Annotated in this window: 22 protein-coding genes, 1 tRNA gene and 1 other RNA gene; 13 read left to right on the top strand and 11 right to left on the bottom strand. The window is 40.9% G+C overall.

The genetic code is table 11. The features are described from left to right. The first annotated feature begins 45 nt into the window (after positions 1 to 45). The 3 genes from ABPH35_RS05115 (at position 46) to glf (ending at position 2311) form a co-directional block, all read left to right on the top strand. Entirely contained in the window at positions 46 to 549 is a 504-nt protein-coding gene (locus tag ABPH35_RS05115) for a GNAT family N-acetyltransferase (protein WP_349988635.1), read from the top strand. Then, positions 546 to 1142 (top strand): anaerobic ribonucleoside-triphosphate reductase activating protein, encoded by a 597-nt coding sequence (nrdG, locus tag ABPH35_RS05110; RefSeq protein ID WP_349988634.1) that lies wholly within the window; start codon positions 546 to 548, stop codon positions 1140 to 1142. The genes ABPH35_RS05115 and nrdG overlap by 4 nt, the downstream gene beginning before the upstream one ends. A 62-nt stretch (positions 1143 to 1204) precedes the next feature. Beyond that, positions 1205 to 2311 (top strand): UDP-galactopyranose mutase, encoded by a 1107-nt coding sequence (gene glf / locus ABPH35_RS05105; RefSeq protein WP_349988633.1) that lies wholly within the window; start codon positions 1205 to 1207, stop codon positions 2309 to 2311. Between the two features lie 1061 nt (positions 2312 to 3372). On the opposite strand, the gene ABPH35_RS05100 is transcribed toward glf, so the two are convergent. From ABPH35_RS05100 to ABPH35_RS05080, 5 genes are all read right to left on the bottom strand, one after another. After that, positions 3373 to 3627, bottom strand: coding sequence for a type II toxin-antitoxin system RelE family toxin (locus ABPH35_RS05100; protein WP_349988632.1), 255 nt, complete (start codon positions 3625 to 3627; stop codon positions 3373 to 3375). Next, entirely contained in the window at positions 3617 to 3832 is a 216-nt protein-coding gene (gene relB, locus ABPH35_RS05095) for a type II toxin-antitoxin system RelB family antitoxin (RefSeq protein ID WP_349988631.1), read from the bottom strand. The genes ABPH35_RS05100 and relB overlap by 11 nt, the downstream gene beginning before the upstream one ends. 186 nt (positions 3833 to 4018) lie before the next feature. After that, positions 4019 to 4091: transfer RNA gene (locus ABPH35_RS05090), tRNA-Lys, on the bottom strand. 5 nt (positions 4092 to 4096) lie between these two features. Then, a non-coding RNA gene (ssrS, locus tag ABPH35_RS05085) (6S RNA) lies at positions 4097 to 4292 on the bottom strand. 100 nt (positions 4293 to 4392) lie between these two features. After that, positions 4393 to 5679: a replication-associated recombination protein A gene (locus tag ABPH35_RS05080; protein WP_349988630.1), complete on the bottom strand. Its 1287-nt coding sequence runs from the start codon at positions 5677 to 5679 to the stop codon at positions 4393 to 4395. A gap of 87 nt (positions 5680 to 5766) precedes the next feature. Here ABPH35_RS05080 and ABPH35_RS05075 point away from each other — a divergent pair, with 87 nt between their 5' ends. Genes ABPH35_RS05075 through ABPH35_RS05060 form a run of 4 tightly spaced genes read left to right on the top strand, consistent with a single transcriptional unit; the run spans position 5767 to position 8847 of the window. Continuing rightward, the gene (locus ABPH35_RS05075; RefSeq protein WP_349988629.1) at positions 5767 to 6237 is read left to right on the top strand and encodes a DUF3013 family protein; all 471 of its coding nucleotides are present in this window, start codon (positions 5767 to 5769) and stop codon (positions 6235 to 6237) included. 2 nt (positions 6238 to 6239) lie between these two features. Next, positions 6240 to 7148 (top strand): GIY-YIG nuclease family protein, encoded by a 909-nt coding sequence (locus tag ABPH35_RS05070; protein ID WP_349988628.1) that lies wholly within the window; start codon positions 6240 to 6242, stop codon positions 7146 to 7148. A gap of 10 nt (positions 7149 to 7158) precedes the next feature. After that, the gene (prmA, locus tag ABPH35_RS05065) at positions 7159 to 8103 is read left to right on the top strand and encodes a 50S ribosomal protein L11 methyltransferase (RefSeq protein ID WP_349988627.1); all 945 of its coding nucleotides are present in this window, start codon (positions 7159 to 7161) and stop codon (positions 8101 to 8103) included. Then, positions 8104 to 8847, top strand: coding sequence for a 16S rRNA (uracil(1498)-N(3))-methyltransferase (locus ABPH35_RS05060; RefSeq protein WP_349988626.1), 744 nt, complete (start codon positions 8104 to 8106; stop codon positions 8845 to 8847). It begins immediately after the preceding gene. Positions 8848 to 8869: 22 nt separating this feature from the next. Here the strand turns inward: ABPH35_RS05060 and ABPH35_RS05055 are convergent, their stop codons facing one another. Beyond that, the gene (locus tag ABPH35_RS05055) at positions 8870 to 9406 is read right to left on the bottom strand and encodes an STM3941 family protein (protein ID WP_349988625.1); all 537 of its coding nucleotides are present in this window, start codon (positions 9404 to 9406) and stop codon (positions 8870 to 8872) included. A gap of 118 nt (positions 9407 to 9524) precedes the next feature. Between ABPH35_RS05055 and ABPH35_RS05050 the strand changes: the two genes are divergently transcribed. The 5 genes from ABPH35_RS05050 to ABPH35_RS05030 all read left to right on the top strand — a co-directional run bounded on the left by ABPH35_RS05050 (position 9525) and on the right by ABPH35_RS05030 (position 16668). After that, positions 9525 to 11726, top strand: a complete 2202-nt coding sequence (locus tag ABPH35_RS05050; RefSeq protein WP_349988624.1) for a RelA/SpoT family protein — start codon at positions 9525 to 9527, stop codon at positions 11724 to 11726. 8 nt (positions 11727 to 11734) lie between these two features. Beyond that, positions 11735 to 12172, top strand: a complete 438-nt coding sequence (gene dtd / locus ABPH35_RS05045) for a D-aminoacyl-tRNA deacylase (protein ID WP_349988623.1) — start codon at positions 11735 to 11737, stop codon at positions 12170 to 12172. Between the two features lie 1157 nt (positions 12173 to 13329). After that, positions 13330 to 13503, top strand: a complete 174-nt coding sequence (locus ABPH35_RS05040) for a hypothetical protein (protein ID WP_349988622.1) — start codon at positions 13330 to 13332, stop codon at positions 13501 to 13503. 2 nt (positions 13504 to 13505) lie between these two features. Beyond that, positions 13506 to 15452, top strand: coding sequence for a class III lanthionine synthetase LanKC N-terminal domain-containing protein (locus ABPH35_RS05035; protein WP_349988621.1), 1947 nt, complete (start codon positions 13506 to 13508; stop codon positions 15450 to 15452). After that, positions 15421 to 16668: an MFS transporter gene (locus ABPH35_RS05030; protein ID WP_349988620.1), complete on the top strand. Its 1248-nt coding sequence runs from the start codon at positions 15421 to 15423 to the stop codon at positions 16666 to 16668. Before ABPH35_RS05035 ends, ABPH35_RS05030 begins: the two co-directional genes overlap by 32 nt. Positions 16669 to 16703: 35 nt before the next feature. Here the strand turns inward: ABPH35_RS05030 and ABPH35_RS05025 are convergent, their stop codons facing one another. From ABPH35_RS05025 to ABPH35_RS05010, 4 genes are all read right to left on the bottom strand, one after another. Next, positions 16704 to 17360 (bottom strand): metal-dependent transcriptional regulator, encoded by a 657-nt coding sequence (locus tag ABPH35_RS05025; RefSeq protein WP_349988619.1) that lies wholly within the window; start codon positions 17358 to 17360, stop codon positions 16704 to 16706. A 377-nt stretch (positions 17361 to 17737) separates the two neighbouring features. After that, the gene (locus tag ABPH35_RS05020) at positions 17738 to 18667 is read right to left on the bottom strand and encodes a metal ABC transporter substrate-binding protein (protein ID WP_349988618.1); all 930 of its coding nucleotides are present in this window, start codon (positions 18665 to 18667) and stop codon (positions 17738 to 17740) included. A gap of 10 nt (positions 18668 to 18677) precedes the next feature. Next, positions 18678 to 19529, bottom strand: coding sequence for a metal ABC transporter permease (locus ABPH35_RS05015; protein ID WP_349988617.1), 852 nt, complete (start codon positions 19527 to 19529; stop codon positions 18678 to 18680). Then, a complete protein-coding gene (locus tag ABPH35_RS05010; protein ID WP_349988616.1) occupies positions 19526 to 20251 on the bottom strand; it encodes a metal ABC transporter ATP-binding protein in 726 nt (241 codons plus the stop codon). The genes ABPH35_RS05015 and ABPH35_RS05010 overlap by 4 nt, the downstream gene beginning before the upstream one ends. Before the next feature lie 220 nt (positions 20252 to 20471). Here ABPH35_RS05010 and ABPH35_RS05005 point away from each other — a divergent pair, with 220 nt between their 5' ends. Next, complete coding sequence (locus ABPH35_RS05005; protein WP_368849635.1) at positions 20472 to 22364, top strand: M13-type metalloendopeptidase; 1893 nt, start codon at positions 20472 to 20474, stop codon at positions 22362 to 22364. 83 nt (positions 22365 to 22447) lie between these two features. Here ABPH35_RS05005 and ABPH35_RS05000 read toward each other — a convergent pair whose 3' ends face one another. After that, a complete protein-coding gene (locus ABPH35_RS05000) occupies positions 22448 to 22819 on the bottom strand; it encodes a hypothetical protein (protein ID WP_349988614.1) in 372 nt (123 codons plus the stop codon). Positions 22820 to 23116 lie beyond the last annotated feature (297 nt).

The following is a 23116-nucleotide window of genomic DNA, read 5'->3' as shown; positions in this document are numbered from 1 at the left end:
ACAAGGAAGGGCTGAGGTCCTTCTTGTATTATAAGGAGGAGAGCGATGGAATTAAGACGGCCGACTCTAGCAGATAAAACAACGATTTTAGAAATGATTGAGGAGTTTCGTCATAGTCAGAGTCCTACGGATGGCTTTTTTGGTGGGGAGAATTTTGTCTATGAAGAGTGGTTAGAAGTCAATGCTAATGCGGAAATGGGACTCGGAATTCCAGAAGGATTTGTGCCGTTTGTCCAGTATGTTTCCTTTGATGAGCATGGTCAAGCACTAGGCTTTTTAAACCTTCGCTTACGGCTAAACGACAAACTCCTGCAACATGGTGGCCATATTGGCTACTGCATTCGTCCTAGCGAACGTGGGAAAGGCTATGCTAAGGAGCAGCTACGCTTGGGCTTGATAGAAGCGAGAGCCAAGGCTATTTCCCGTGTACTTTTGACCTGTCATGTGGACAATGAAGCGAGCCGTCGTACCATTCTTTCACAAGGTGGCCAGCTGGAAAATAAGATTGGCGAGACGGAGCGGTATTGGATTGAGTTGGAGGAGTTATGAACAATCCCAAACCACAAGAGTGGAAAAGTGAAGAATTGAGCCAGGGGCGGATTATTGACTACAAGGCTTTTAATTTTGTGGACGGAGAAGGGGTGCGCAATTCTCTCTATGTCGCTGGCTGCATGTTTCATTGCGAGGGCTGTTATAATGTGGCAACCTGGTCTTTTAAGGCAGGAATTCCCTATACTCAGGAGCTGGAGGAGCAAATCATGCAAGATCTTGCCCAGCCCTACGTACAAGGCTTGACTTTGCTAGGTGGTGAGCCATTTCTCAATACGGGGATTCTTCTTCCCTTGGTGAAGCGGATTCGCAAAGAGCTACCTGACAAGGATATTTGGTCTTGGACAGGCTATACCTGGGAAGAAATGATGTTGGAGACGCCAGATAAGCTAGAATTACTGCACCATATTGATATTCTAGTGGACGGTCGGTACGATCGCACCAAACGTAATCTCATGTTGCAATTTCGTGGGTCATCCAATCAACGGATTATTGATGTTCAAAAATCCCTAAGAGAGCAGCAAGTAGTGATCTGGGAGAAGTTGCAAGATGACGCCAGCCACTATGAACAGGTGGTGCGCGAGGAAAAATAGGTCCAATTTTCTTCATAATTGTGATATAATGGTAGGGTTATTTTAGGGAAGAGAGTCAGAATATGTACGATTATATTATTGTTGGGGCTGGTTTATCAGGTGCTGTATTTGCCTACGAAGCAACCAAACGTGGTAAGACCGTTAAGGTGATTGACAAACGAGACCACATCGGAGGCAACATCTATTGCGAGTCGATCGAGGGGATTCATGTCCATAAATATGGGGCCCATATTTTCCATACGTCGAACAAACGTATTTGGGAGTATGTCAATCAATTTGCATATTTTAATCACTATATCAACTCGCCTGTTGCGAATTATCAAGGAAAATTGTATAATCTGCCCTTTAATATGAATACCTTTTACGCCATGTGGGGCACGAAGACCCCGCAGGAAGTTAGGGATAAAATAGCAGAACAGACCCAGCATTTGCAAGATATAGAGCCCAAAAACTTGGAAGAGCAAGCCTTGAAATTGATTGGAAAAGATGTCTATGAAATCTTAATTAAAGGCTATACGGAAAAGCAGTGGGGACGTTCTGCGACAGAGTTGCCAGCCTTTATCATCAAACGCTTACCAGTTCGTTTTACGTTTGACAACAATTACTTCAATGACCGTTACCAGGGGATTCCAGAGGGTGGCTATAATGTCATCATCGAGAAGATGCTAGAGGGGATTGAGGTTGAGCTTGGGGTAGATTTCTTTGAACAGAGAGAAGCCCTAGAAGCGCAGGCTAAAAAAGTGGTCTTTACAGGGATGATTGACCAGTATTTTGATTACAAGCATGGGGAGTTGGACTACCGCGGATTACGCTTTGAACACGAGGTGTTGGATGTGGACAATTTCCAAGGAAATGCTGTGGTCAATTATACCGAGCGAAAAGTCCCTTATACACGGATTATTGAACATAAGCACTTTGAATTCGGAAAGCAGGAAAAAACTGTTATTACCAAAGAATATCCAGCCGATTGGCAAAAAGGTGATGAACCCTATTATCCGATCAATGATGCGGAAAACAATGCTATTTTTGCCAAGTATGCAAAAGAGGCAGAAGCTATTCAAGATAGGGTCATATTCTGTGGCCGTCTGGCGGATTATAAGTATTATGACATGCACTTGGTCATCGAACGGGTACTTGCAGTAGTTGAAGCAGAGTTTACAGAAGTATAGCGGAAAAACACCAGATTGGAAATGCCCAGTCTGGTGTTGTTGTAAGCAGCAAAATTTTAGCCTAAGATATTCACATAAGCAAGAAAGACAGGAGAATATCCGATAAGACAAGCTAAGTATTCTCAGTTCTGTTTACGCTGTATGCTTTTGGTTCAAATTAAATGAATCATCTCCATTGGATTTTACTTTTTTTGAGATAGTTTTTTAATTTTTCTATTTGAGGTTTGATACCTATGTAAATAATAGAACCGTAGTATATGACAATAAATAATAGGCTGTATACTACGGAGGTTAAGCGCAAGGTATCGGTGGTGGGACTGGAGCTGAAAAGGATTCTGAGTAATATTACTCCAAAGAAAATATAAACTACAAAGACTTTCGGTGGATTAGTATAATAATCAACTATATCACTGCTACTAAGCATTTTAAAGACTTTCTTATAGCGATATTGGTTGTTTTCAATGCCTGACTTTAAACGATAAATGAAAATAATAATAGGCAAATTCATTATAGACTTTGTTTAATTTTACCAGATCTAACACAGTATTACGGCCCTCAGATGATAAAAAATCCTTTTCGATAGTTAGTACTACACTTGTAAAGTTGCTCCCTAAATAAAAAATAGATTATTTTTTCGGATATACTTTATAAAATATTTGATGTTAGTAAAATATTGATTCTTATTTTTAATTGTGATCCTTTGATATAAATTTAATTCGATTATTTCGTAAAATGGTAGCGAGATTTTGTGTAGTATTCCTCGTCTTTCCTATCAATAAAGTTTTTATATTTATTCCGTTTATCTTGAAAATAGTCCAGCTTATGGTCCAAAGGAGCGTAAGAAATGGGATTGCGATACTACCCAAAAGGGTTACTGAATGATTTGACATACTATACTTCTTTCCCTATCTGTATATACTTTATAGTGTATTTCATTTTGGTGGAGAGGAGGCTAACAGTTCATGCTGTAGCAATTTATGAATCTGATTGAGTCTCATTTTTCATAGGATAATCTCTCTTTCAAGGTTAATAAAGCAAAAAGCACCCGATTTCTCGCATGCTTAATAAGTGTCTCTCCGATGCCCCACCTCAAGAGCTAAAATAACCAGCACATCATCTTTGATATTCACAATAGCCCGATAGTCACCAATGCGGTAGCGCCACTGACCAGACCGATTAGCTTTTAGCCCTTTCCCCTTAGCGCGAGGCTCCTCTACCACTCCCTCCAAGTAAGCCTTTATCCTGCCTACTGTGAAAGAATCTAGCTTTTTTAACTGATTGACAAATTTTGGTGTCGGTACTAATTTATAAGTCATCCCAACTAAGGCCCTTCCCACCCTGAGCCAAATACTCCTCGTATTCGGCCAAAGACAAATCCGCCACTCGTGCATCGTACTCATCTTCTAACGATTCCAAAGTTTTGGTGCGAATCAGTTCAGAAAGAGACACCCCCTCAAACTTAGCCATCGCCTGCATGAACGTTTTATCTGCTTCTAATACTTTTAAGGTAATCGTTGTCATTTTTCTACTCCTCCTTCTTGGTAATACCATTGTAACACCAAGAAAGACCAATTGCAACCCGATAAGGCTAGGAAAAAGTAGCAAAACTGCTATATGTTATAGTTTAACCAGTCTGGTAGACTGTTAATATCTGACATCATGACCAAAAAAGCCTTGCAGTACAAGGCTTTCGTAGATATGCGAACATCCTCCCTGTAGGGATCGAACCTACGACCCACGGATTAAGAGTCCGCTGCTCTGCCAGCTGAGCTAAGGAAGGAAAAGAAAAACGCTGTATTGGTACCGGTGATTCATGAATTGTATTGATCCCGCACAGTAAGTAGCAGGTGGGTAACTCGTTTCTAACTTCAGTCGCTTCCGTGTGAGACGGCCTGCATACTGTTAGAAAACTCTTGTTTCCCTAGTAATACAAAAATAGTCGGTCAACACATAGGTATGAATTCGTATACCACAGCAGTTCTTATCTATGTATTTATCTTACCATATTTTTGAAAAAAATCAAGAGAAAAATTGCAAAAAAGGAAGCGTTGTCATAAAAAAGATGTATTTGGCTTATTCTCTCACGTTTTTTTACATTTTTGATTTTTTAATGCTTGAATTTTTTCCTGAGTTAGTTTGAGCGCTCGCTCGTATTTTCCGGTATCATTAGCTGAAAAATACTGTTTATCGCGTAAATTGTCTGGTAAATATTGCTGGTCTACCCATTTTTCAGGGAAATTGTGGGGATAGAGATAGTTTTGGGCATTACCTAGTTCCTTACTTCCCTTATAATGCCCATCGCGCAGATGCCTTGGAATGGGCAGATGTCCGTTTTTCTTGAGGTCAGCTAATGCCTGATTCATAGCCAGATAGGCGGAATTCGACTTGGGAGAGAGCGCAAGATCAATCACGATATTGGCGATAGGAATGCGGGCTTCTGGAAAACCAATTTTTTGAGCGGCTTCAAGGGCTGTGACCGTGTGGATTTGGGCTTCAGGATTGGCAAGTCCGATGTCTTCATAGGCAATCACCATGAGCCGCCTTGCAAGGCTTGGTAAATCACCTGCTTCAATCAGACGAGCAGCATAGTGAAGACTAGCATTGACATCACTCCCTCGAATGGATTTTTGAAGAGCTGAGAGGACATCGTAGTGGCCGTCACCGTTCTTATCCATTGTGATATAGCTTTTTTGCAGGCTATTTTCCATGGTGTCAAGCGTGATATGGCGGATACCGTCATCGTTTTCTGGTGTGGATAGGACGGCTAATTCCAAGGAGTTAAAGGCAGAACGCAAGTCCCCATTGGTGCTAGTTGCAAGGAAATCAAGCGCATCATCGTCTAGGCTAACAGAGAAATCAAAGCCACGCTCAGTATCAGTAATGGCAATTTGAATAGCTGTTTTAATGTCGTCGTTGGAAAGTGGTTCTAGTTCAAAAATCTGAACACGACTGCGAATGGCTGGTGTCACGGAGAAGAATGGATTTTCTGTAGTGGCACCAATCATGATGAGGTTGCCATTTTCCAGCAAAGGCAACAGAAAATCTTGCTTGGTCTTGTCCAAGCGATGAATCTCATCGAGTAACAGAATCAAACCGCCAGAAAATTTGGCTTCTTCAGCAATTTCCTGCAGGCGTTTTTTGGTGTCCACAGTGGCGTTAAAGGTTCGAAAGGCATACTTGGAGGTTCCTGCAATGGCGCTAGCAATACTGGTCTTTCCAATCCCTGGTGGACCGTAGAGAATCATGGAGGACAGGCGTTTGGCCTCGACCATACGGCGGATAATTTTTCCTTCTCCCACTAGGTGGCTTTGGCCAATAATCTGGTCAATGGTTTTAGGACGCATTTTAAGAGCGAGGTTGTCAATCATGTGGTCCCTTTCAGTTCTATCTTTTTAGCTGGTTTTGTGTTACACTTATCTATATATTCTATCATAAATACAGCAAAGTGAGGCAAGATGAGTAAATACGGATTTTTAGATGTGTTGGATCAGAAAATGGAGAAAGATTTTCCTTATGATTTTGAAATCAATTGGGACAAGAAAAATCATGCGGTAGAGGTCTCTTTTCTATTGGAAGTGGAAAATAAGGCGGGCATTGAAACTGTAGATGATGAGGGAAATCGGACAACAGAAGATATTTTCTTTGAAGAGGCAGTCTTATTTTATAATCCTTTAAAATCAACTGTCAAGGAAGAGGATTACTTGGCGACGATTCCTTATGAACAGAAAAAAGGGTTATCCAGTGAGTTTTTGGCTTATTTTGTCGCATTTTTGGCAGAAACGGCAGAAAAAGGACTGGATGATTTAATGGACTTTTTGGCTGATGAGGAAGCAGAAGAATTTGCGATTTTCTGGGATAAAGAAGCGTTTGAAAATGGCAGAGCAGCTTTAGAAGAAAGGGATTTTTACCCCTATCCGAGGTATTAGAGATGGTTATTCGTAGTAAAAATATCAATATTTTTCTAATGGATGGAGATGTTACAGGGCGAATGAAGTGTACCTTGTCCAATTGGACAGGAGTCCTATATAAAATTCCTCGCATTCAACTTGCAACTCTCAAAGAACGGGATGAATTGAAACAAAGTGGAATTTATTTTTTGTTTGGCAAGGACGATGAGACCCAACAAGATATTACGTATATCGGCCAAGCGACCACTCGGAAAAATGGGGAGGGTGTCCTATTGCGTGTGCAGGAGCATACCAGAGACTCTCATGCAGATTATTTCAATGATGTCATTATTTTGACAACGCAAAACAATTCATTTGGTCCAACTGAAATTAGTTATTTGGAAAATTCCTTTACCAATCTTGCCAAGGAAGCTGGGCGATTTGTTGTTAAAAATGGTAATGAGCCTAATCCGGGTCATGTGACAGAAGAGAAGCAAGCAGAGTTAGATGAGATTATTGAATATGCGACCATGATTATTGGAACATTAGGCTACAAGCTATTTGTGCCGATTATTCGGAAAGAGTCAGTCTTTTCCGAAAAACAGCAGGAAGATGAGCAACTGCTTCATTTGAAACGAAAGACAAAGAAATCCAAACAAGAAATTCAAGCGACCTGCAAGCGGACTGCGGAAGGATTTGTCGTCTTAAAAGATAGTACGGTGGATCTGATTGACGCTCCGCATCTTTCCGAATCTGTGAAGGAACTAAGAGAGGAGTTGGTGAAAAAGAACTTGATTCAAGATGGTATTTTGCAACAAAATCAACTCTTCAATAGTGCTTCAACAGCGGCTATGTTTGTGCTTGGCATGAGTGCGAACGGACGAACAGAATGGAAAAATCAAGCGGGTATGAGCTTGAAAGAACTCGAGGAACAAGAAATCAGTAAGTAAAGGAGAGACTATGTGGCAGGAATTACGGGTAGAGCTTGAGCGAGAAGGTGAGGAGATTGTGTCCAATCTCTTAATTGAGTTGGGAGCGCAAGGGGTTGCGATTGAAGACACAGCAGATTATCTGGACAAGGAGGACTTGTTTGGGGAGATTGTACCTGAACAGGAGCAGTCAGATTGGATTACCATTAGTGCTTATTACCCAGAAAATATAGCAATCAGCGAGATTAAAGCGCTTCTGCTCGAACGGTTATCTGAAGTCAGCGATTTTGTCGATCCAACTAGCGTTCGCTTCGAAGATCAGGAGCTGGAAGAAGAAGATTGGGCGGACAACTGGAAGAAATATTATGAGCCAGCACGGATTACCCATGGTTTGACAATTGTGCCCTCTTGGACCGAATATGAGGCGACAGCTGGGGAGAAGGTCATTCGTTTAGATCCTGGTATGGCCTTTGGGACTGGAACGCATCCGACGACCAAGATGAGCTTATTTGCCCTTGAGCAAGTCTTGCGAGGTGGTGAGCGTGTCCTTGACGTTGGAACAGGAAGCGGAGTGCTTTCGATTGCCAGTTCTCTTTTAGGTGCAAGTGAAATCCATGCCTATGATCTGGATAAGGTTGCGGTACGGGTTGCGCAGGAAAATATTGCTTTGAATGCTAATACAGAAAATATCACGGTACAAACAGGTGATTTACTCCGTGGCGTGGATCTTGAGGCTGATGTCATTGTAGCAAATATCTTGGCAGATATTCTGGTGCATGTGACAGATGATGCTTATCGCTTGCTCAAAGATGAGGGCTATCTGATTATGAGTGGCATAATTGCGGATAAGTTGGATATGGTCTTAGAAGCAGCTTATCGTGCAGGTTTCTTCCTTGAAACCCAGATGATTCAAGGGGAATGGAATGCTCTTGTTTTGAAAAAAACGCAGGACATCTCAGGTGTCATAGGGGGCTAGATGCAGCAGTATTTTGTAAAGGGTGAGGCAATTTCACCTGTGACCATTGAGGACAAGGACACAATCAAGCATATGTTTCAAGTCATGCGCTTGGCAAAGGATGATCAAGTGGTCTTGGTCTTTGACGATGGAGTCAAGCGCTTGGCGCGCGTAGTCAATGAAGCAGAATACCGATTTGAACTTCTTGAGGACTTGCCTGACCAAGTGGAATTACCAGTCAATGTGACGATTGCTTGTGGCTTTCCTAAGGGGGATAAATTGGAATTTCTCGCTCAAAAAACGACAGAGTTAGGTGCAAGTCAGCTCTGGGCCTTTCCAGCAGATTGGTCTGTGGTCAAATGGGATGGCAAGAAAATTGTCAAAAAGGTTGAAAAGTTGCAGAAAATTGTCCTAGGAGCAGCCGAGCAAAGCAAGCGCAATAAAGTCCCAGAAGTCAAGTTGTTTCCCAGCAAACAGGATTTCCTTGTGACTCTGGACTCGTTTGACCGCATTTTAATTGCCTATGAAGAATCAGCTAAGAAAGGGGAGCGGGCGACCTTGGTGGAAGTTCTTTCTAGCCTTTCTGGTGGCGAAAAAATTCTCTTTATCTTTGGTCCTGAAGGTGGATTGTCGTCTGATGAGGTCGCACAATTTGAGGCAAAAGGTGGCCGCAAGGTCGGTCTTGGTCCACGAATTATGCGAGCAGAGACCGCCCCGCTCTATGGTCTATCAGCAGTGAGTTTTGCTTTAGAAATGCAACAATAAAAAACTTGCGTCTGCAAGTTTTTTATTGAATAAAGTGGCTCCCATACTGCTGGAGGATGGCATCATAAACCTGTTGAGGGGTCTGATTGCTAGTCGCCAAAACGATATTGACCAAAGGAAAGCCCATTTTGAGGTTTGCCTTGGAACTATATTTTTGAAAAACATTCATCTTAGCCAAATACTTATCGTTGTCTGTTAGGGTAATAGAGATATAGGTCTGATTGAGGTGTGATTGGAGATGGATAGAAGTGATGTCTTCCCAAGGAATAAGTCCGATTGCAATGGCAGAAGACTTGTCTGTTATGCCCTCATCATCAACGATGAGAATGGGAGGGAGCTGCTTAGCAAAGATACGTTTTGCATAAAACATAAAAGCGCCACCGAACAAAACAACTCCAATCAGACCAAAAACAATGAATACCAAGGACAAAACTGGAAGGTGTAGCTCACTGGAATAAGCAAAGATGCAAAAGATTGACAGCAACAGCATCACAAAGGAAAGAACACTCACTGAAACATAGCGGCTTTTCTTACTTGTTACAATAATTGGTTGGCTCATGGCTTTCTCCTCTAGAGCATTTTTATTTATTATAGCATAAAGATAGGGTTTGAGCCTTTTTCTTTTTTAGCTAAAATGGTAAAATAGGAACAATAAACGGCAGGAAAAGGAAGAGAATATGAAAGAAATCAATCTAACAGGAGAAGATGTCATTGCTCTGACGGCTCAGTATATGCCGGAAGAGGATGTGGCCTTTGTTCGCAAGGCGCTGGATTATGCCGTTGAAGCGCATAGTCAGCAATTTCGTAAATCAGGTGAGCCTTATATTATCCACCCGATTCAGGTGGCGGGGATTTTGGCAGGCTTGCAACTTGATGCGGTGACGATTGCTTGTGGCTTTTTGCATGATGTGGTCGAAGATACGGACATTACGCTGGATGAAATGGAAGCAGAGTTCGGTCCGGATGTACGCATGATTGTAGACGGTGTGACCAAGCTCGGTAAGGTTGAGTACAAATCGCACGAAGAACAGTTGGCGGAAAATCACCGGAAAATGTTGATTGCCATGTCCAAGGATATGCGGGTCATCTTGGTGAAATTGGCAGACCGTTTGCACAATATGCGGACTTTGAAGCATTTGCGCAAGGACAAGCAAGAGCGCATTTCACGTGAAACAATGGAAATCTATGCACCGCTTGCCCACCGTTTGGGGATTTCTTCTATCAAGTGGGAATTAGAAGATATGGCCTTTCGCTATCTGAATGAGACGGAATTTTACAAGATTACGCATCTCATGACAGAAAAGCGCAGGGAACGGGAAGCTTTGGTCAATGAGGTGGTTGATAAAATTCGTGAGTATGCAACTGAACATCATCTATTTGGTCATATTTACGGGCGTCCCAAGCATATTTATTCGATTTATCGGAAAATGCATGATAAGAAGAAACGCTTTGATCAGCTCTATGACTTGATTGCCATACGTTGCATTATGGAAACGCCGAGCGATGTTTACGCTATGTTGGGGTATATCCACGAGTTGTGGCGTCCGATGCCGGGGCGGTTTAAGGATTATATTGCCAATCCCAAGGCAAATGGCTACCAGTCGATTCACACGACAGTCTATGGGCCAAAGGGACCGATTGAATTTCAAATCCGAACAGCAGAAATGCACCAAGTGGCGGAATACGGGGTAGCAGCCCACTGGGCCTATAAGCGCGGGGGCAAGGCTATGGCTAGCCAGCAGGAGCTCAAATGGATCAATAATCTGATTGAATTGCAGGCAGATGCGGGCGATGCGCAGACCTTTGTGGACTCTGTCAAGGATGATATTTTCACCGAACGAATCTATGTCTTTACACCAGACGGATCGGTGAGGGAATTGCCAAAAGATTCGGTGCCGATTGATTTTGCCTATGAAATTCATACCAAGATTGGAGAGAAGGCGACAGGTGCCAAGGTTAACGGTCGCATGGTTCCCTTGACAACCAAGCTAAAAACAGGGGATCAGGTCGAGATTATCACTAGTAGCAATTCCTTTGGTCCTAGTCGTGACTGGGTCAATCTGGTCAAAACCCATAAGGCTCGCAATAAGATTCGTCAGTTTTTCAAAAACCAAGACAAGGAATTATCCATTACTAAGGGCCGTGAAATGGTGCAAACGCTCTTACAGGAGCATGGCTATGTGGCCAATCAATACCTTGACCGCAAACACCTAGATGATGTCTTACACAAAACAAGTTACAAGACAGATGAGGCTCTGTTTGCAGCAGTTGGTTTCGGAGAAATTTCTGCCATGGCTGTCTTTAATCGCTTAACAGAAAAAGAGCGCAGGGAAGCAGAACGAGCCAAGGCAAAAGCTGTTGCGGACGAATTGGTGAATGGTGGCGAGGTCAAACAAGATAATAAAGACAGTTTGAAAATTCGCCATGAGGGCGGTGTTGTCATTGAAGGGGCTTCAGGGCTCTTGATTCGTCTTGCCAAGTGTTGTAATCCGGTACCAGGTGATGAAATTACAGGCTATATTACCAAAGGACGCGGGGTGGCAGTCCACCGTGCGGATTGTATGAATCTAAGAAGTCAGGACAATTATGAAGTTCGCCTGATTGATGTCTCTTGGGAAGATGAGCCGTCCAGTAAGGAATACATAGCTAATATCGATATTTATGGTCTCAACCGCTCAGGTCTTCTCAACGATGTCTTGAAGGTCTTGACCAACTCCAGTAAGAACATTTCCTCTGTCAATGCTCAGCCAACTAAGGACATGAAATTTGCGACCATTCACGTCTCCTTTGGTATTCCAAATCTAGCAACCTTGACCAGCGTTGTGGATAAGATTAAGTCTGTGCCAGAAGTGTATTCGGTCAAACGGACAAATGGGTAGGTGAAAATATGAAAATAGTCATCCAACGAGTAAGTAAGGCTTCCGTGACGATTGATGGAGTAGTTCATGGTCAGATTCAGCAAGGACTCCTTTTACTTGTCGGTGTGGGACCTGATGATTGCAAAGAAGACGTAGACTATGCGGTCAGAAAGATTGTCAATATGCGCATTTTTTCTGATGAAGAAGGAAAAATGAACCATTCTGTGCAAGATATTGACGGGCAAATCCTATCCATTTCGCAGTTTACCTTATTTGCGAACACGAAAAAAGGAAACCGTCCAGCCTTTACAGGAGCTGCTACGCCAGACCTCGCAAAGACCCTCTATGAGGAGCTAAACCAGGCCTTGCGTGCCTTTGTTCCTGTTGAGACAGGTATATTTGGTGCAGATATGCAGGTTTCTCTTACCAATGATGGTCCTGTGACCATTATCCTAGATACGAAGTAAAAATGAAGATAGAAAAAGACCTGGAGCCTCTTTCCAAACAGAGGTTACAGGCTTTTTCTATAATGAATATTTTATTACGAATAGATAAAGTAAGAGCAAAAAAGCTCTCGAAGACAATGAAAAAAGGAGAAAAGCATGACATAATTTATTTCAACAGCTAACGAGCACCCATCTCATTCTGAAGTAGGTTTTATTACCGTCACTTGGAAGTGTAGATTGTAAAAAATTATCACATTTTAATAATTTTTTGCGAATAGATAAGGTAAGAGCAAAAAAAGCTCTCTAAGATAATGAAAAAAGGAGAAAAGCATGACACAATTTATTTCAACAGCTAACGAGCACCCATCTCATTCTGAAGTAGGTTTTATTACCGTCACTTGGAAGTGTAGATTGTAAAAAATTATCACATTTTAATAATTTTTTGCGAATAGATAAAGTAAGAGCAAAAAAGCTCTCTAAGATGATGAAAAAAGGAGAAAAACATGACACAATTTATTTCAACAGCGAATGCCCACCCATCTCATTCTGAAGTAGGTTTTATTACCGTCACTTGGAAGTGTAGATTGTAAAAAATTATCACATTTTAATAATTTTTTGCGAATAGATAAAGTAAGAGCAAAAAAGCTCTCTAAGATGATGAAAAAAGGAGAAAAACATGACACAATTTATTTCAACAGCGAATGCCCACCCATCTCATTCTGAAGTAGGTTTTATTACCGTCACTTGGAAGTGTAGATTGTAAAAAATTATCACATTTTAATAATTTTTTGCGAATAGATAAAGTAAGAGCAAAAAAGCTCTCTAAGATGATGAAAAAAGGAGAAAAACATGACACAATTTATTTCAACAGCGAATGCCCACCCATCTCATTCTGAAGTAGGTTTTATTACCGTCACTTGGAAGTGTAGATTGTAAAAAATTATCACATTTTAATAATTTTTTGCGAATAGATAAGGTAAGAGCAAAAAAAGCTCTCTAAGATAATGAAAAAAGGAGAAAAGCATGACACAATTTATTTCAACAGCGAATGCCCACCCATCGCATTCGGAAGTCGGAGTTATTACGGTAACGTTTAGATGTAAAAGATAGTCGAGATGAGGTTTAGCTGAGGAGGTATCATTTTCTTGGTTAAGCCCCATATATAAGGAGATAGTTAGATGAAATCAAAAACGTATACATTTATCTGTAATAGGGATGAGCGAGAGTTCCAAAATTCATCAAAAACGGAACAAAAATTTGAAGAACGCATGGAACAGTTCGCACAAAAATATATTCAGAGTAACCAAAGAGAGTTTAACAAAGGATTTATTCATGTTGTGATAGGAGAATAGAGATGTTTAAAATGGTAAATCTAGAAAAAGCACACCCTGTGGTGCACGGGTTTAAGATTCATTTATCCGCAACAAAAGACAATTACAAGGAACTTTTTCAACTCATCTATCCTGTATTAATCCAAGCAGACGTAACTTTTAAATATATTGAAAAAGAAGAGGATGTTCTCTTTAATTTTTCTGAATGTGAAACGCCGGCGTCATCGGGGAAATATTTTACTATTTATCCTAATTCTCAGGAGCATTGTCTAGAATTACTAGAAATGTTATACGGTTTGATTCCTACAGAAATGGATGGTATCTATATCTTGAGTGATCGTTCTTATAAAGATTCCCATGTTATTTTTTATCGCTATGGTTTCTTTGAGGACAATGAAGAGTATTTGGTCAAAGGGATTCCCACTCTAGTAGGTCCGAATGGTGAAGTCTGGCAAGATTATCAGAAAGGTTATTTTGATTTACCATCATGGATTGAAGACATCCAAGTACCTAACATCATTCAAGAAAGCTATCTCTCAGAGCATTATACGGTGACAGACATGATTTGTCGTAAGAATGGCGGGAATATTTATTCAGCCATCAGAAAAAGCGATGGTCTTGAAGTAGTCATGAAAGAGACTAGACCGAATATTGTTGTCTTAGATGATATTGACAAGAAAATGTTGCGCGAGAACGAATACAAGCATTCGCTATTGTTGGCAACCTCACCCTACACACCGAACCCTATTGAGGATGTTCAGGAATGGATTAACCATTACTATATTTATGAACGTGTTAGTGGTGAAAATTTGCTAGATTATAGTAGCTCGTATTCGATGTTCTCTTTTGATAGCTCTAAGCCAGAGGAAAATCGACAAAAGTTCCAAAAGTTTTTGCAGATAGGATGGAAATTAGTATCTTTAGTTGAATATTTTCATAAACATAATATTGTTTTGAATGATATTCACGCCCAAAATTTTTTAGTGACAGCTACGAATCAGCTGTACTTTATTGATTTGGAAAATTCGTATCAGAATGTAGAAGATAATATGGTGGGGATTTTTCATGATATCAGTCTGCGAGAATGGAATGATTTGGATGGTAAGGTGGCTGATTGTCACAAGGTTGGTAATTTGTTGTTATATTTATTAGGTCGTTTACATATCAAAAGTGGAGAAGCCTATAAACCTAGTTTGACAAAGGAATTGTTATTGCGATATGGTATTGATAGCGATTTTTCAGGGTTTATTGAGGAGCTGTTTTCGGACCAAGTCACGATTTCGAACGTTGTGGAAAATTGGAGTCGAATAAGTGTTCAACCGTCACGCGCAGTCTTTTCGTTAGATTTGACGATGTTTGACAAAATCAGGGAGAAGGTAGAGCCAATTATTCATTTGAATAGAGAACAATTGGCGCCGTATTTGACTTCCAGTGTTCAACAGGGGTCACTAAAAAAATGGATAGATAGAGAAAGAAATTTTGGCTTGGATGGTCTATCTGGTGTTTTATTGTTAATGCACTACGGTGAAATAGATGCAGAATTATCAGGATATATTATTGATAAGATTCAGAATAGTTTAGTTCAGACGGAGTATGGGGTAGCAGTTCCGTATGGTGAGACTTGTGCGTCGCCATATCTCCACACAGGTACAGCAGGCTTTATTCGGGCGTTACTGACGATTGATGCTACTCAGTACCAATCGCTGATTTATCAACTGATGGAAGCTTTGCTGGTAGAATTTGGACAATATTCTGCCTATCTAGATGGTATGTTGGGAGTCACAGATGTTCTGATTGATTTATACCAACTATTTCAAGAGAAACGTATCCGTCAGATGATTGAACTTCAACTGATGAATGTAGCAATTAAAGCAAAATACGATTTGCGTTTGCAGTCTCAATTAATTTATGTATTATCACGGTATAGGAGTATGACACATGACATTATTTTGGAAAAACAGGTTGTTTAGAACGCTTGCTCTATCAAGGCTATTGAATACTTTTGGAGCGTATATTTATAATATTGTTTTTGTACTTTATGCAGCCAACAAGTTTCAATCCAGCTGGGCAGTAGCTGCTGCTAATATTATTATGGTGCTACCTACAGTTTTTACATTATTTGTAGGAATTAAAGCAGATCAGACGAAAAAGAAAGCACGCATGATGGTGGTGGCAACTTTCATTCAAGCTATCTTGTTTACGATTATGGCTTTTCTTCTTCAAAATGCAACCATTGTTATCTTTTCCATTGTTTGTTTGATTAATGTTGTTTCAGATATCTTATCGGATTATTCTGCTGGACTACGCTTGCCGATTTTACAAAAAAATATTGCATCAGATAATTTGATGGAAGCCTATTCATTTTTACAATTGATTAGTTATATCTGTAATTTGTTGGGTCAGGCAGTCGGTATCTGGTTGCTGGATGTGACAGGAAACAATTACACCCTTGTAGCTCTTATCAATGCGGGAACATTTTTTCTCTCAGGTATGCTTTTATTGCTCCGTCGAAAAGAATTAACACATGCGCCTATTGAAGTGCAAGAAGATATATCTTTCTCAGAGCAATTTCGTGACATAGTGGCAAGTATGAAGTTGATTTTTGAAGATGGGGAGTCTGGCAGCTTTTTATCTGTACTTACTGCGGTACTAGCAATCAACGCTCTTGGAGGAGGCTTGGCGGCTATTTATAATATTTATTTCTTAAAGGACAGCTTATTTGCCTTACCTTATGGGCAAGCTATTTTCCTTGTTAATCTTATATTAGCAGTCGGTCTGATAGCAGGAAGTCTAACTCCAAACGATTATTTTGCAAAGTTACCGATTTCTAAAATAATGGTATTGACCTCGATTAGCTTTGCAGTCATGGCTCTACTGAATGTCGCAGGTGTTCCTGCAATTGCAGGTATCACTGTCCTAGCCTTTGCGGCTTACCTAAGTGGTAAGGTCAATCCGAAGATAGACTCCTTGTTGTTGGCGAATACTTCACCAGAAATGCTGGCACGTACGAACAACTTATTGAGTTTGTTATTTACTTTATCTTTGCCTGTTGGGACAATTGTTTTTTCCAGCCTAGCAAGTTTTAATATCTTCTTGTGTTGGCTTGTTTTCTTATCTGTGAGTGTTCTATCTCTCTATCTATCCATGCGCACACGGAAAAATACGGTATCGATTGTCGAATCATAAATGAAAAAGACCTGGAGCCTCTTTCCAAACAGAGGTTACAGGTCTTTTATTGCAACGACATATAGCTCATTTGCAATAGCAAACGGAATCGTAATCGTTTTTTCTTTGCATTGAATGACGATACTCTGGGTAAAGGTATCAATTTGTTGTATGGTGAAGGTATCGTTGATGGCTAAATGAACTTGCTCTAGGTACTGAAGCAGCGGGAAAGAATCGTGGATACGCGCTAATTGATAATGTCCAGGCTGTGTAATTTCTTCCAGAGTTTGTTGGTATTGCTCGGTTAAGAGCTGATCTTTTTGGGGAATCGTGCCACCATGTGGACAGGCCTGGGGAGAGCCTAGGAAGGTATCTAGCTGATCGATAAAGTAATCAGACACAGTGTGTTCCAGTACTTCAGCTTCCTCGTGGAGTTGATGGGTATTATAACCAAGGTGTTCAAGGAGAAAAACCTCAATCAGGCGGTGCTTGCGGTAAAGGCGCGCGATTGTCTGATGGCCACGTGGAGTAAGGAGGTAGCCAGCTTGTTTATCTTTTTGAATTAACTGTTCTTCAATCATTCGCTTGGTCATTTCCGTTACAGCAGGCGGTGAAACCTGCATCTTTTCAGCGATTTCTTTATTGGTAATTTTTGGTGTGCGTATACTAATTTCGTAGATACATTTTAAATAGTCTTCTTTATTGGGGGTCATTCAATATCCTTTCTATATACTCTTTAGTATAACAAAAATGAGGAGGGGGAAGGACTATGACTTGTCTCGTAATGAGTAAAAAATCAAACTCCTATTTCACTAGGAGGTATGCTCTAGCAAAATAGGGGTTTGATGAAGTAGACACTCCGTGCTAACCATACATGAAGAGCAAACTCGTTATAGGCATTTGAGAAGTGCTGTATGGGAGTAACTCTAATAAATGGTTTTCAGGGAGTATCAGGATGTGATTCCAAGAGATGATGAACTACCAAGGGGAGAAGATATAGAGGTGTTTCGGCTAATAGTGCCAAATAAGATCGAATAAATAATGGTATGACCTTGATAGACCACTCACCCTTGGAATCACACCGAATAAACTATTTAGCTAAGCCTTCTGCGATTTTGTCCAAATTCCATTTCATCATGGCGTAGTAGCTGTCGCCTTCTTCGCCTTCTTCAGCGATAGAGTCGGTGAAGATTTTTTCGTAAATCGGGATATTGGTGTCTTTTGAGACAGTTTTCATTGGACGATCGTCGACACTGCTTTCAACAAAGAGGGAAGAAACCTTGGTTTGGCGTAGTTTTTCTACTAAACTCTTGATTTGATCAGGAGTGCCTTCTTCTTCTGTATTGATTTCCCAAATGTAAGCAGATGGGACTTGGTAGGCTTTAGAGAAGTATTTGAAACAACCTTCACTGGTGACAATCATTTTCTTTTCAGCAGGAATGTTGTTGAATTTTTCTTTGGCTTCCTTGTCCAGAGTACTTAGTTTTTCAAGGTAAGTAGCCAAATTTTTCTCGTAGGTTTCCTTGTTGTCAGGATCTTTAGCAATCAATTGTTTGGCGATATTTTTCGCATAAATCATGCCGTTTTCAAGGTTGAGCCAAGCATGTGGGTCTTCCTTGCCTGTTTCATCTTGTCCTTCAAGGTAGATAATTTCGACGCCGTCACTAACAGCAAAATAGTCTTTGTTTTCTGTTTTCTTGGCATTTTCGACTAATTTTGTGAACCAAGCATTTCCGCCAGTTTCAAGGTTAATACCGTTGTAGAAAATAAGGTCTGCTTGGGATGTTTTTTTCACATCTTCAGGCAGAGGCTCGTATTCGTGAGGGTCTTGCCCAACTGGTACGATACTGTGCAAATCAATTTTATCTCCTGCGATATTTTTGGTCATATCGGCAATAATGGAATTGGTAGCGACAACTTTTAATTTGCCGTGTTCGGTTGTTTTATTGCTGCTGGTTGAGCAGGCTGCAAGCCCGAAGATTGCAAAGAACGCAAGGGCTAAGAGAGAGAGTTTTTTCATTTTGTTCTCCTTATGAATGAGACGACTTTTTGATGTGGCGCATCAGGATGCCCTGTTTTGGGGCAAAGAGAAAGCTCATCAAAAAGAAAGTGGCTGAAGTCAGCACGATACTGGAACCTGCGGCAATATTAAAACTATATCCGATAAAGAGTCCAACAATAGAAGCCAGCGCTCCCAAGGTGGAGGATAGGAAAATCATGGTTTTAAGACTATTTGCATAAAGATAGGCAGTAGCGGCTGGTGTAATCAGCATGGCAACAATGAGAATGGTTCCGACACTTTGCATGGCTGTGACCGAAACCAAGGTCAGCAAAATCATGAGTAGATAGTGGTATGCATTAACTGGCATGCCCATGGATTTTGCAAGTAAGGGATCAAAGGAGGTTATCAAGAGTGGCTTAAAGAAGATGAAAATTAAAAGGAGCACGAGAATGGCAACGCCAATTGTAATCCATTTATCCACATCTTGTACGGCCAAGATATTCCCAAATAAAATATGAAATAAATCAGTCGAGCTATTGGCGACACCGACTAAAATCACTCCCAAAGCCAAAAAGGCTGAGAAGGTAATTCCGATAGCGGTATCACTCTTGATGATACTATTTCCCTTGATATACGTAATTATGACTGATGCGAGAAGACCAAAGGCAATCGCACCGATGAAAAAGTTAATGCCTAAAATATAAGAGAGGGCAACGCCTGGTAAAACGGCATGAGAAATCGCATCTCCCATGAGCGACAAGCCCCGTAAGATAATAAAACAGCCAACAGCTCCAGCGACAATACCAATGACAATTGCGGTCACCACAGCATTTTGCAGAAAGTGAAAGCTATGCAAGCCCTCAATAAATTCTTGAATCATTTCGCTTCATCCTCCATTAGTATCACGTGATTGCCGTAGGTTGTTTGGAGATTCTTCTTAGTAAAAGTAGTCTCTGTCTCTCCAAAAGCAATGAGCTTACGATTGAGAAGAAGCACGTGATCAAAATAATGTTTGACTTTATTTAAGTCATGGTGAACGATTAGAATGGTTTTTCCTTCTGCTTTTAATCGTCTGAGCGTGGACATAATGATTTCTTCGCTGACAGAATCAATTCCGACAAAAGGTTCGTCTAGAAAAATATAATCTGCCTCTTGTACCAAGCAACGTGCGATGAGGACACGTTGAAATTGACCACCGGAAAGCTCGCTAATTTGACGGTCGGCATATTCTTTTAATCCAACTAAATCAAGAGCGGCTTCAACCTTTTTCCAGTGCTTAGCTTTCAAGCGTTCAAAAAATGTGATTTTCGGATAGAGTCCTAGTGACACGCATTCTTTGACAGTGATTGGAAAAGTAAAGTCAATCGCAGCCTTTTGCTCGACATAGGCAATCTTGCCGCGCTGTTTGCGGATGTCTTTTTTGTCTAAGATGGTTTTTCCATCATGGTCAATAATATGGAGCATGGCTTTCAATAAAGTAGATTTCCCAGCCCCATTTGGTCCCAATATTCCTGTAATGGTTGGACCTTGAATCTGCAAGTTAATCATGTCCAGAGCTAATACCTGACGGTAGTGGACACTGAGTTGTTCTATTTCGATCATTATTCATACCTCGTATATTTTTTAATATACCTTAATTTAAAAATTAAGTCAAGTTAATTTTTAAGAAAAATAACATTTTTTTCAATTCCAAAAGGCAGAAAGTGAGGTATGTAAGCATTTTCTGCTTTTTTAGAGCAAATCAGGTAAAATGTGAGGAAATCTCTGCAATTTTTTTGGCTTTCTGCTATCATATAGATAGAAAAAAGAAAAGAGGTAGCGTATGGTACGTTTACAAGATGATTTTTATGAAGCCATCAATGGTAGCTGGGCCGAAACAGCTGTGATTCCGAGCGACAAGCCAGTAACAGGTGGTTTTATTGACTTACATGATGAGATTGAGGACTTGATGCTTGAGACGACAGATAAGTGGTTGAAAGGTGAGGAAGTCCCTGAAGACAGCGTTCTTCAAAACTTTATCAAATACCACCGCTTAGCAGCAGACCATGAAAAAAGAGAAGCAGCAGGTATCGCACCAGCCCTTTCCTTGATTGAAGAATACAAAAATCTCCAGTCATTTGCAGATTTTGTCAAAAAGATGGCTGCATTTGAATTGGCTGGAAAACCAAATGGGTTGCCGTTTGGCATTGCACCTGACTTTATGGATGCTAAGACCAATGTTCTCTGGGCAGGAGAGCCAGGCACCATCTTGCCCGATACGACCTATTATGCCGAAGACCATCCGCAAAAAGCAGAATTGTTGGCACTTTGGCGCCAGTCTGAGACAGACTTGCTCCGCAAGTTTGACTTTTCAGATGAAGAAATCACGGATTTACTGGATAAGGTTGAAGACTTGGATGCGCGTGTGGCAAAAATTGTTCTCTCAAACGAAGACAAATCAGAGTATTTCAAGCTTTATCATCCGTATGATTTTGCAGAGTTTGCAGCCCTTATACCAACGCTTCCTTTGGAGAATTTCTTTACACAGGTCATCGGACAAGTACCGAACCAGATTATCGTTGAAAATCCTCGTTTCTGGGAAGCAGCAAAGGACTTTTACTGCGAAGAGAATTGGGAGTATTTGAAAGCTAGCTTGCTGGTGAATGCAGTTGGTTCGGTGACGGCTTATTTAACAGATGACATCAGGGTCTTGTCAGGAGCCTTTGGGCGCGCTTTATCAGGTACACCAGAGGCGCAAAATAAGGAAAAAGCAGCTTTTTATTTGGCACAAGCTCCATTTGACCAAGCTTTGGGTCTATGGTATGCGGGAGAAAAATTCTCACCAGAAGCCAAAGCTGATGTGGAGCACAAGGTTGCTACCATGATTGAGGTTTATAAAGAGCGCTTGGCAGCCAATAATTGGCTAACAGAAAAAACCAAACAGCAAGCCATTGTCAAACTTGGTGTTATTAAGCCTTATATTGGCTACCCTGAAAAGCTACCAGAGCGCTATTATGATAAGATTATTGATGAAAATAAATCTCTCCTTGAGAATGCCCAGTTCTTGAAAGAATTATCCATCAAGTATTCATGGAGTAAGTGGAATCAGCCTGTGGATGACAGTGAATGGGGGATGCCAGCCCATATGGTCAATGCCTACTATAATCCACAGCAAAACAAAATCGTCTTTCCAGCAGCGATTTTGCAAGCACCGTTTTATTCATTGGAGCAAACATCTTCTGAAAACTATGGCGGAATCGGCGCAGTGATTGCCCACGAAATTTCCCATGCTTTTGATACCAATGGGGCTTCCTTTGATGAAAATGGTAGCTTGAAAAACTGGTGGACTGAGGAAGATTATGCAGCCTTCAAGGAAAAAACGCAAAAAGTCGTCGATCTTTTTGAGGGGCAGGATTCTCACGGAGCTAAGGTTAACGGGAAATTGACCGTCTCTGAAAACGTGGCAGACTTAGGTGGTCTTGCTGCAGCACTGGAAGCAGCAAAGCGCGATGAGGACTTCTCAGCAGAAGAATTCTTTACCAACTGGGGTCGTATCTGGCGCATGAAGGCACGGACAGAGTATATGCAATTACTGGCTAGTGTGGACGTTCACGGACCAGCTAAACTGCGCGTGAATCTGCAAGTACCGAACTTTGCAGAATTCTTTGAAACCTTTGACGTCACCGAAAAAGACGGCATGTGGCGCAAACCAGAAGACCGTGTGATGATTTGGTAAAAACATCTTCAAATAGTAAAAACGCATAAAATCAGTGTCTTGGAGAATTTGATTTTATGCGTTTTTTTATAGAAATTATCGTCCTATTTTGACTCAAAGTGATGTTTTTTCCAGCTCCGTTTCAGATAAAGATAATTCCCCAGAGCAAGGCAGCCTAATACGAGACTGGCTAGGAAGTAGAAGACGGGGGTTGGATGAATGGGTTCTGCTGAGATTGTGTTCCAAATTGGCTCCAAAATGAGCATAATGCTGGTAGCGATTAAGAAACGATAGCGGAACTTGGTTTTCATTTTGTGGTTGACAACTAGCGGAAAAGTGAAGAAATTAACGAAAGGTGAGAAATGCAAGGTCGGCTGTATATGTGGAAAGATGAGCATGGTTAGGGCAAGAGCTCCACATAACAAGGCGTTTAGGAGGCAGAAATGTTCCCAATAGTAAAATAGTTCTTTTTTCATGACGATACCCTCATTTTTTCTTATAGAAATCGTTTGTCATGGATAAAATGGCAAAAAAACAGTCCGTTGGCTTGCTGTTAGGGAAATGAAATCTGGTTAGAGGATGATGGAAAATGTCCAATCAGCAAACAGACCTTTTTTCTTTAGTATACCGCTTTTAAGAATAGAAACGAAAGTTCTAAAATGAAGTTAGCCAGTCAAGGGTATTAAAAAACATCTCAGAGAGATATAATTGTAATCACCACAACAACAATTAGAAAGACTCTGAGATGCAACACTATTATACACCAAAAAGAA

The sequence above is a fragment of the Streptococcus handemini genome (assembly GCF_040984445.1).
Classification (GTDB): Bacteria; Bacillota; Bacilli; order Lactobacillales; family Streptococcaceae; genus Streptococcus; species Streptococcus handemini.
The sequence above is the reverse complement of the archived record's forward strand: the minus strand, read 5'-3'. Positions and strand labels throughout refer to the sequence as shown.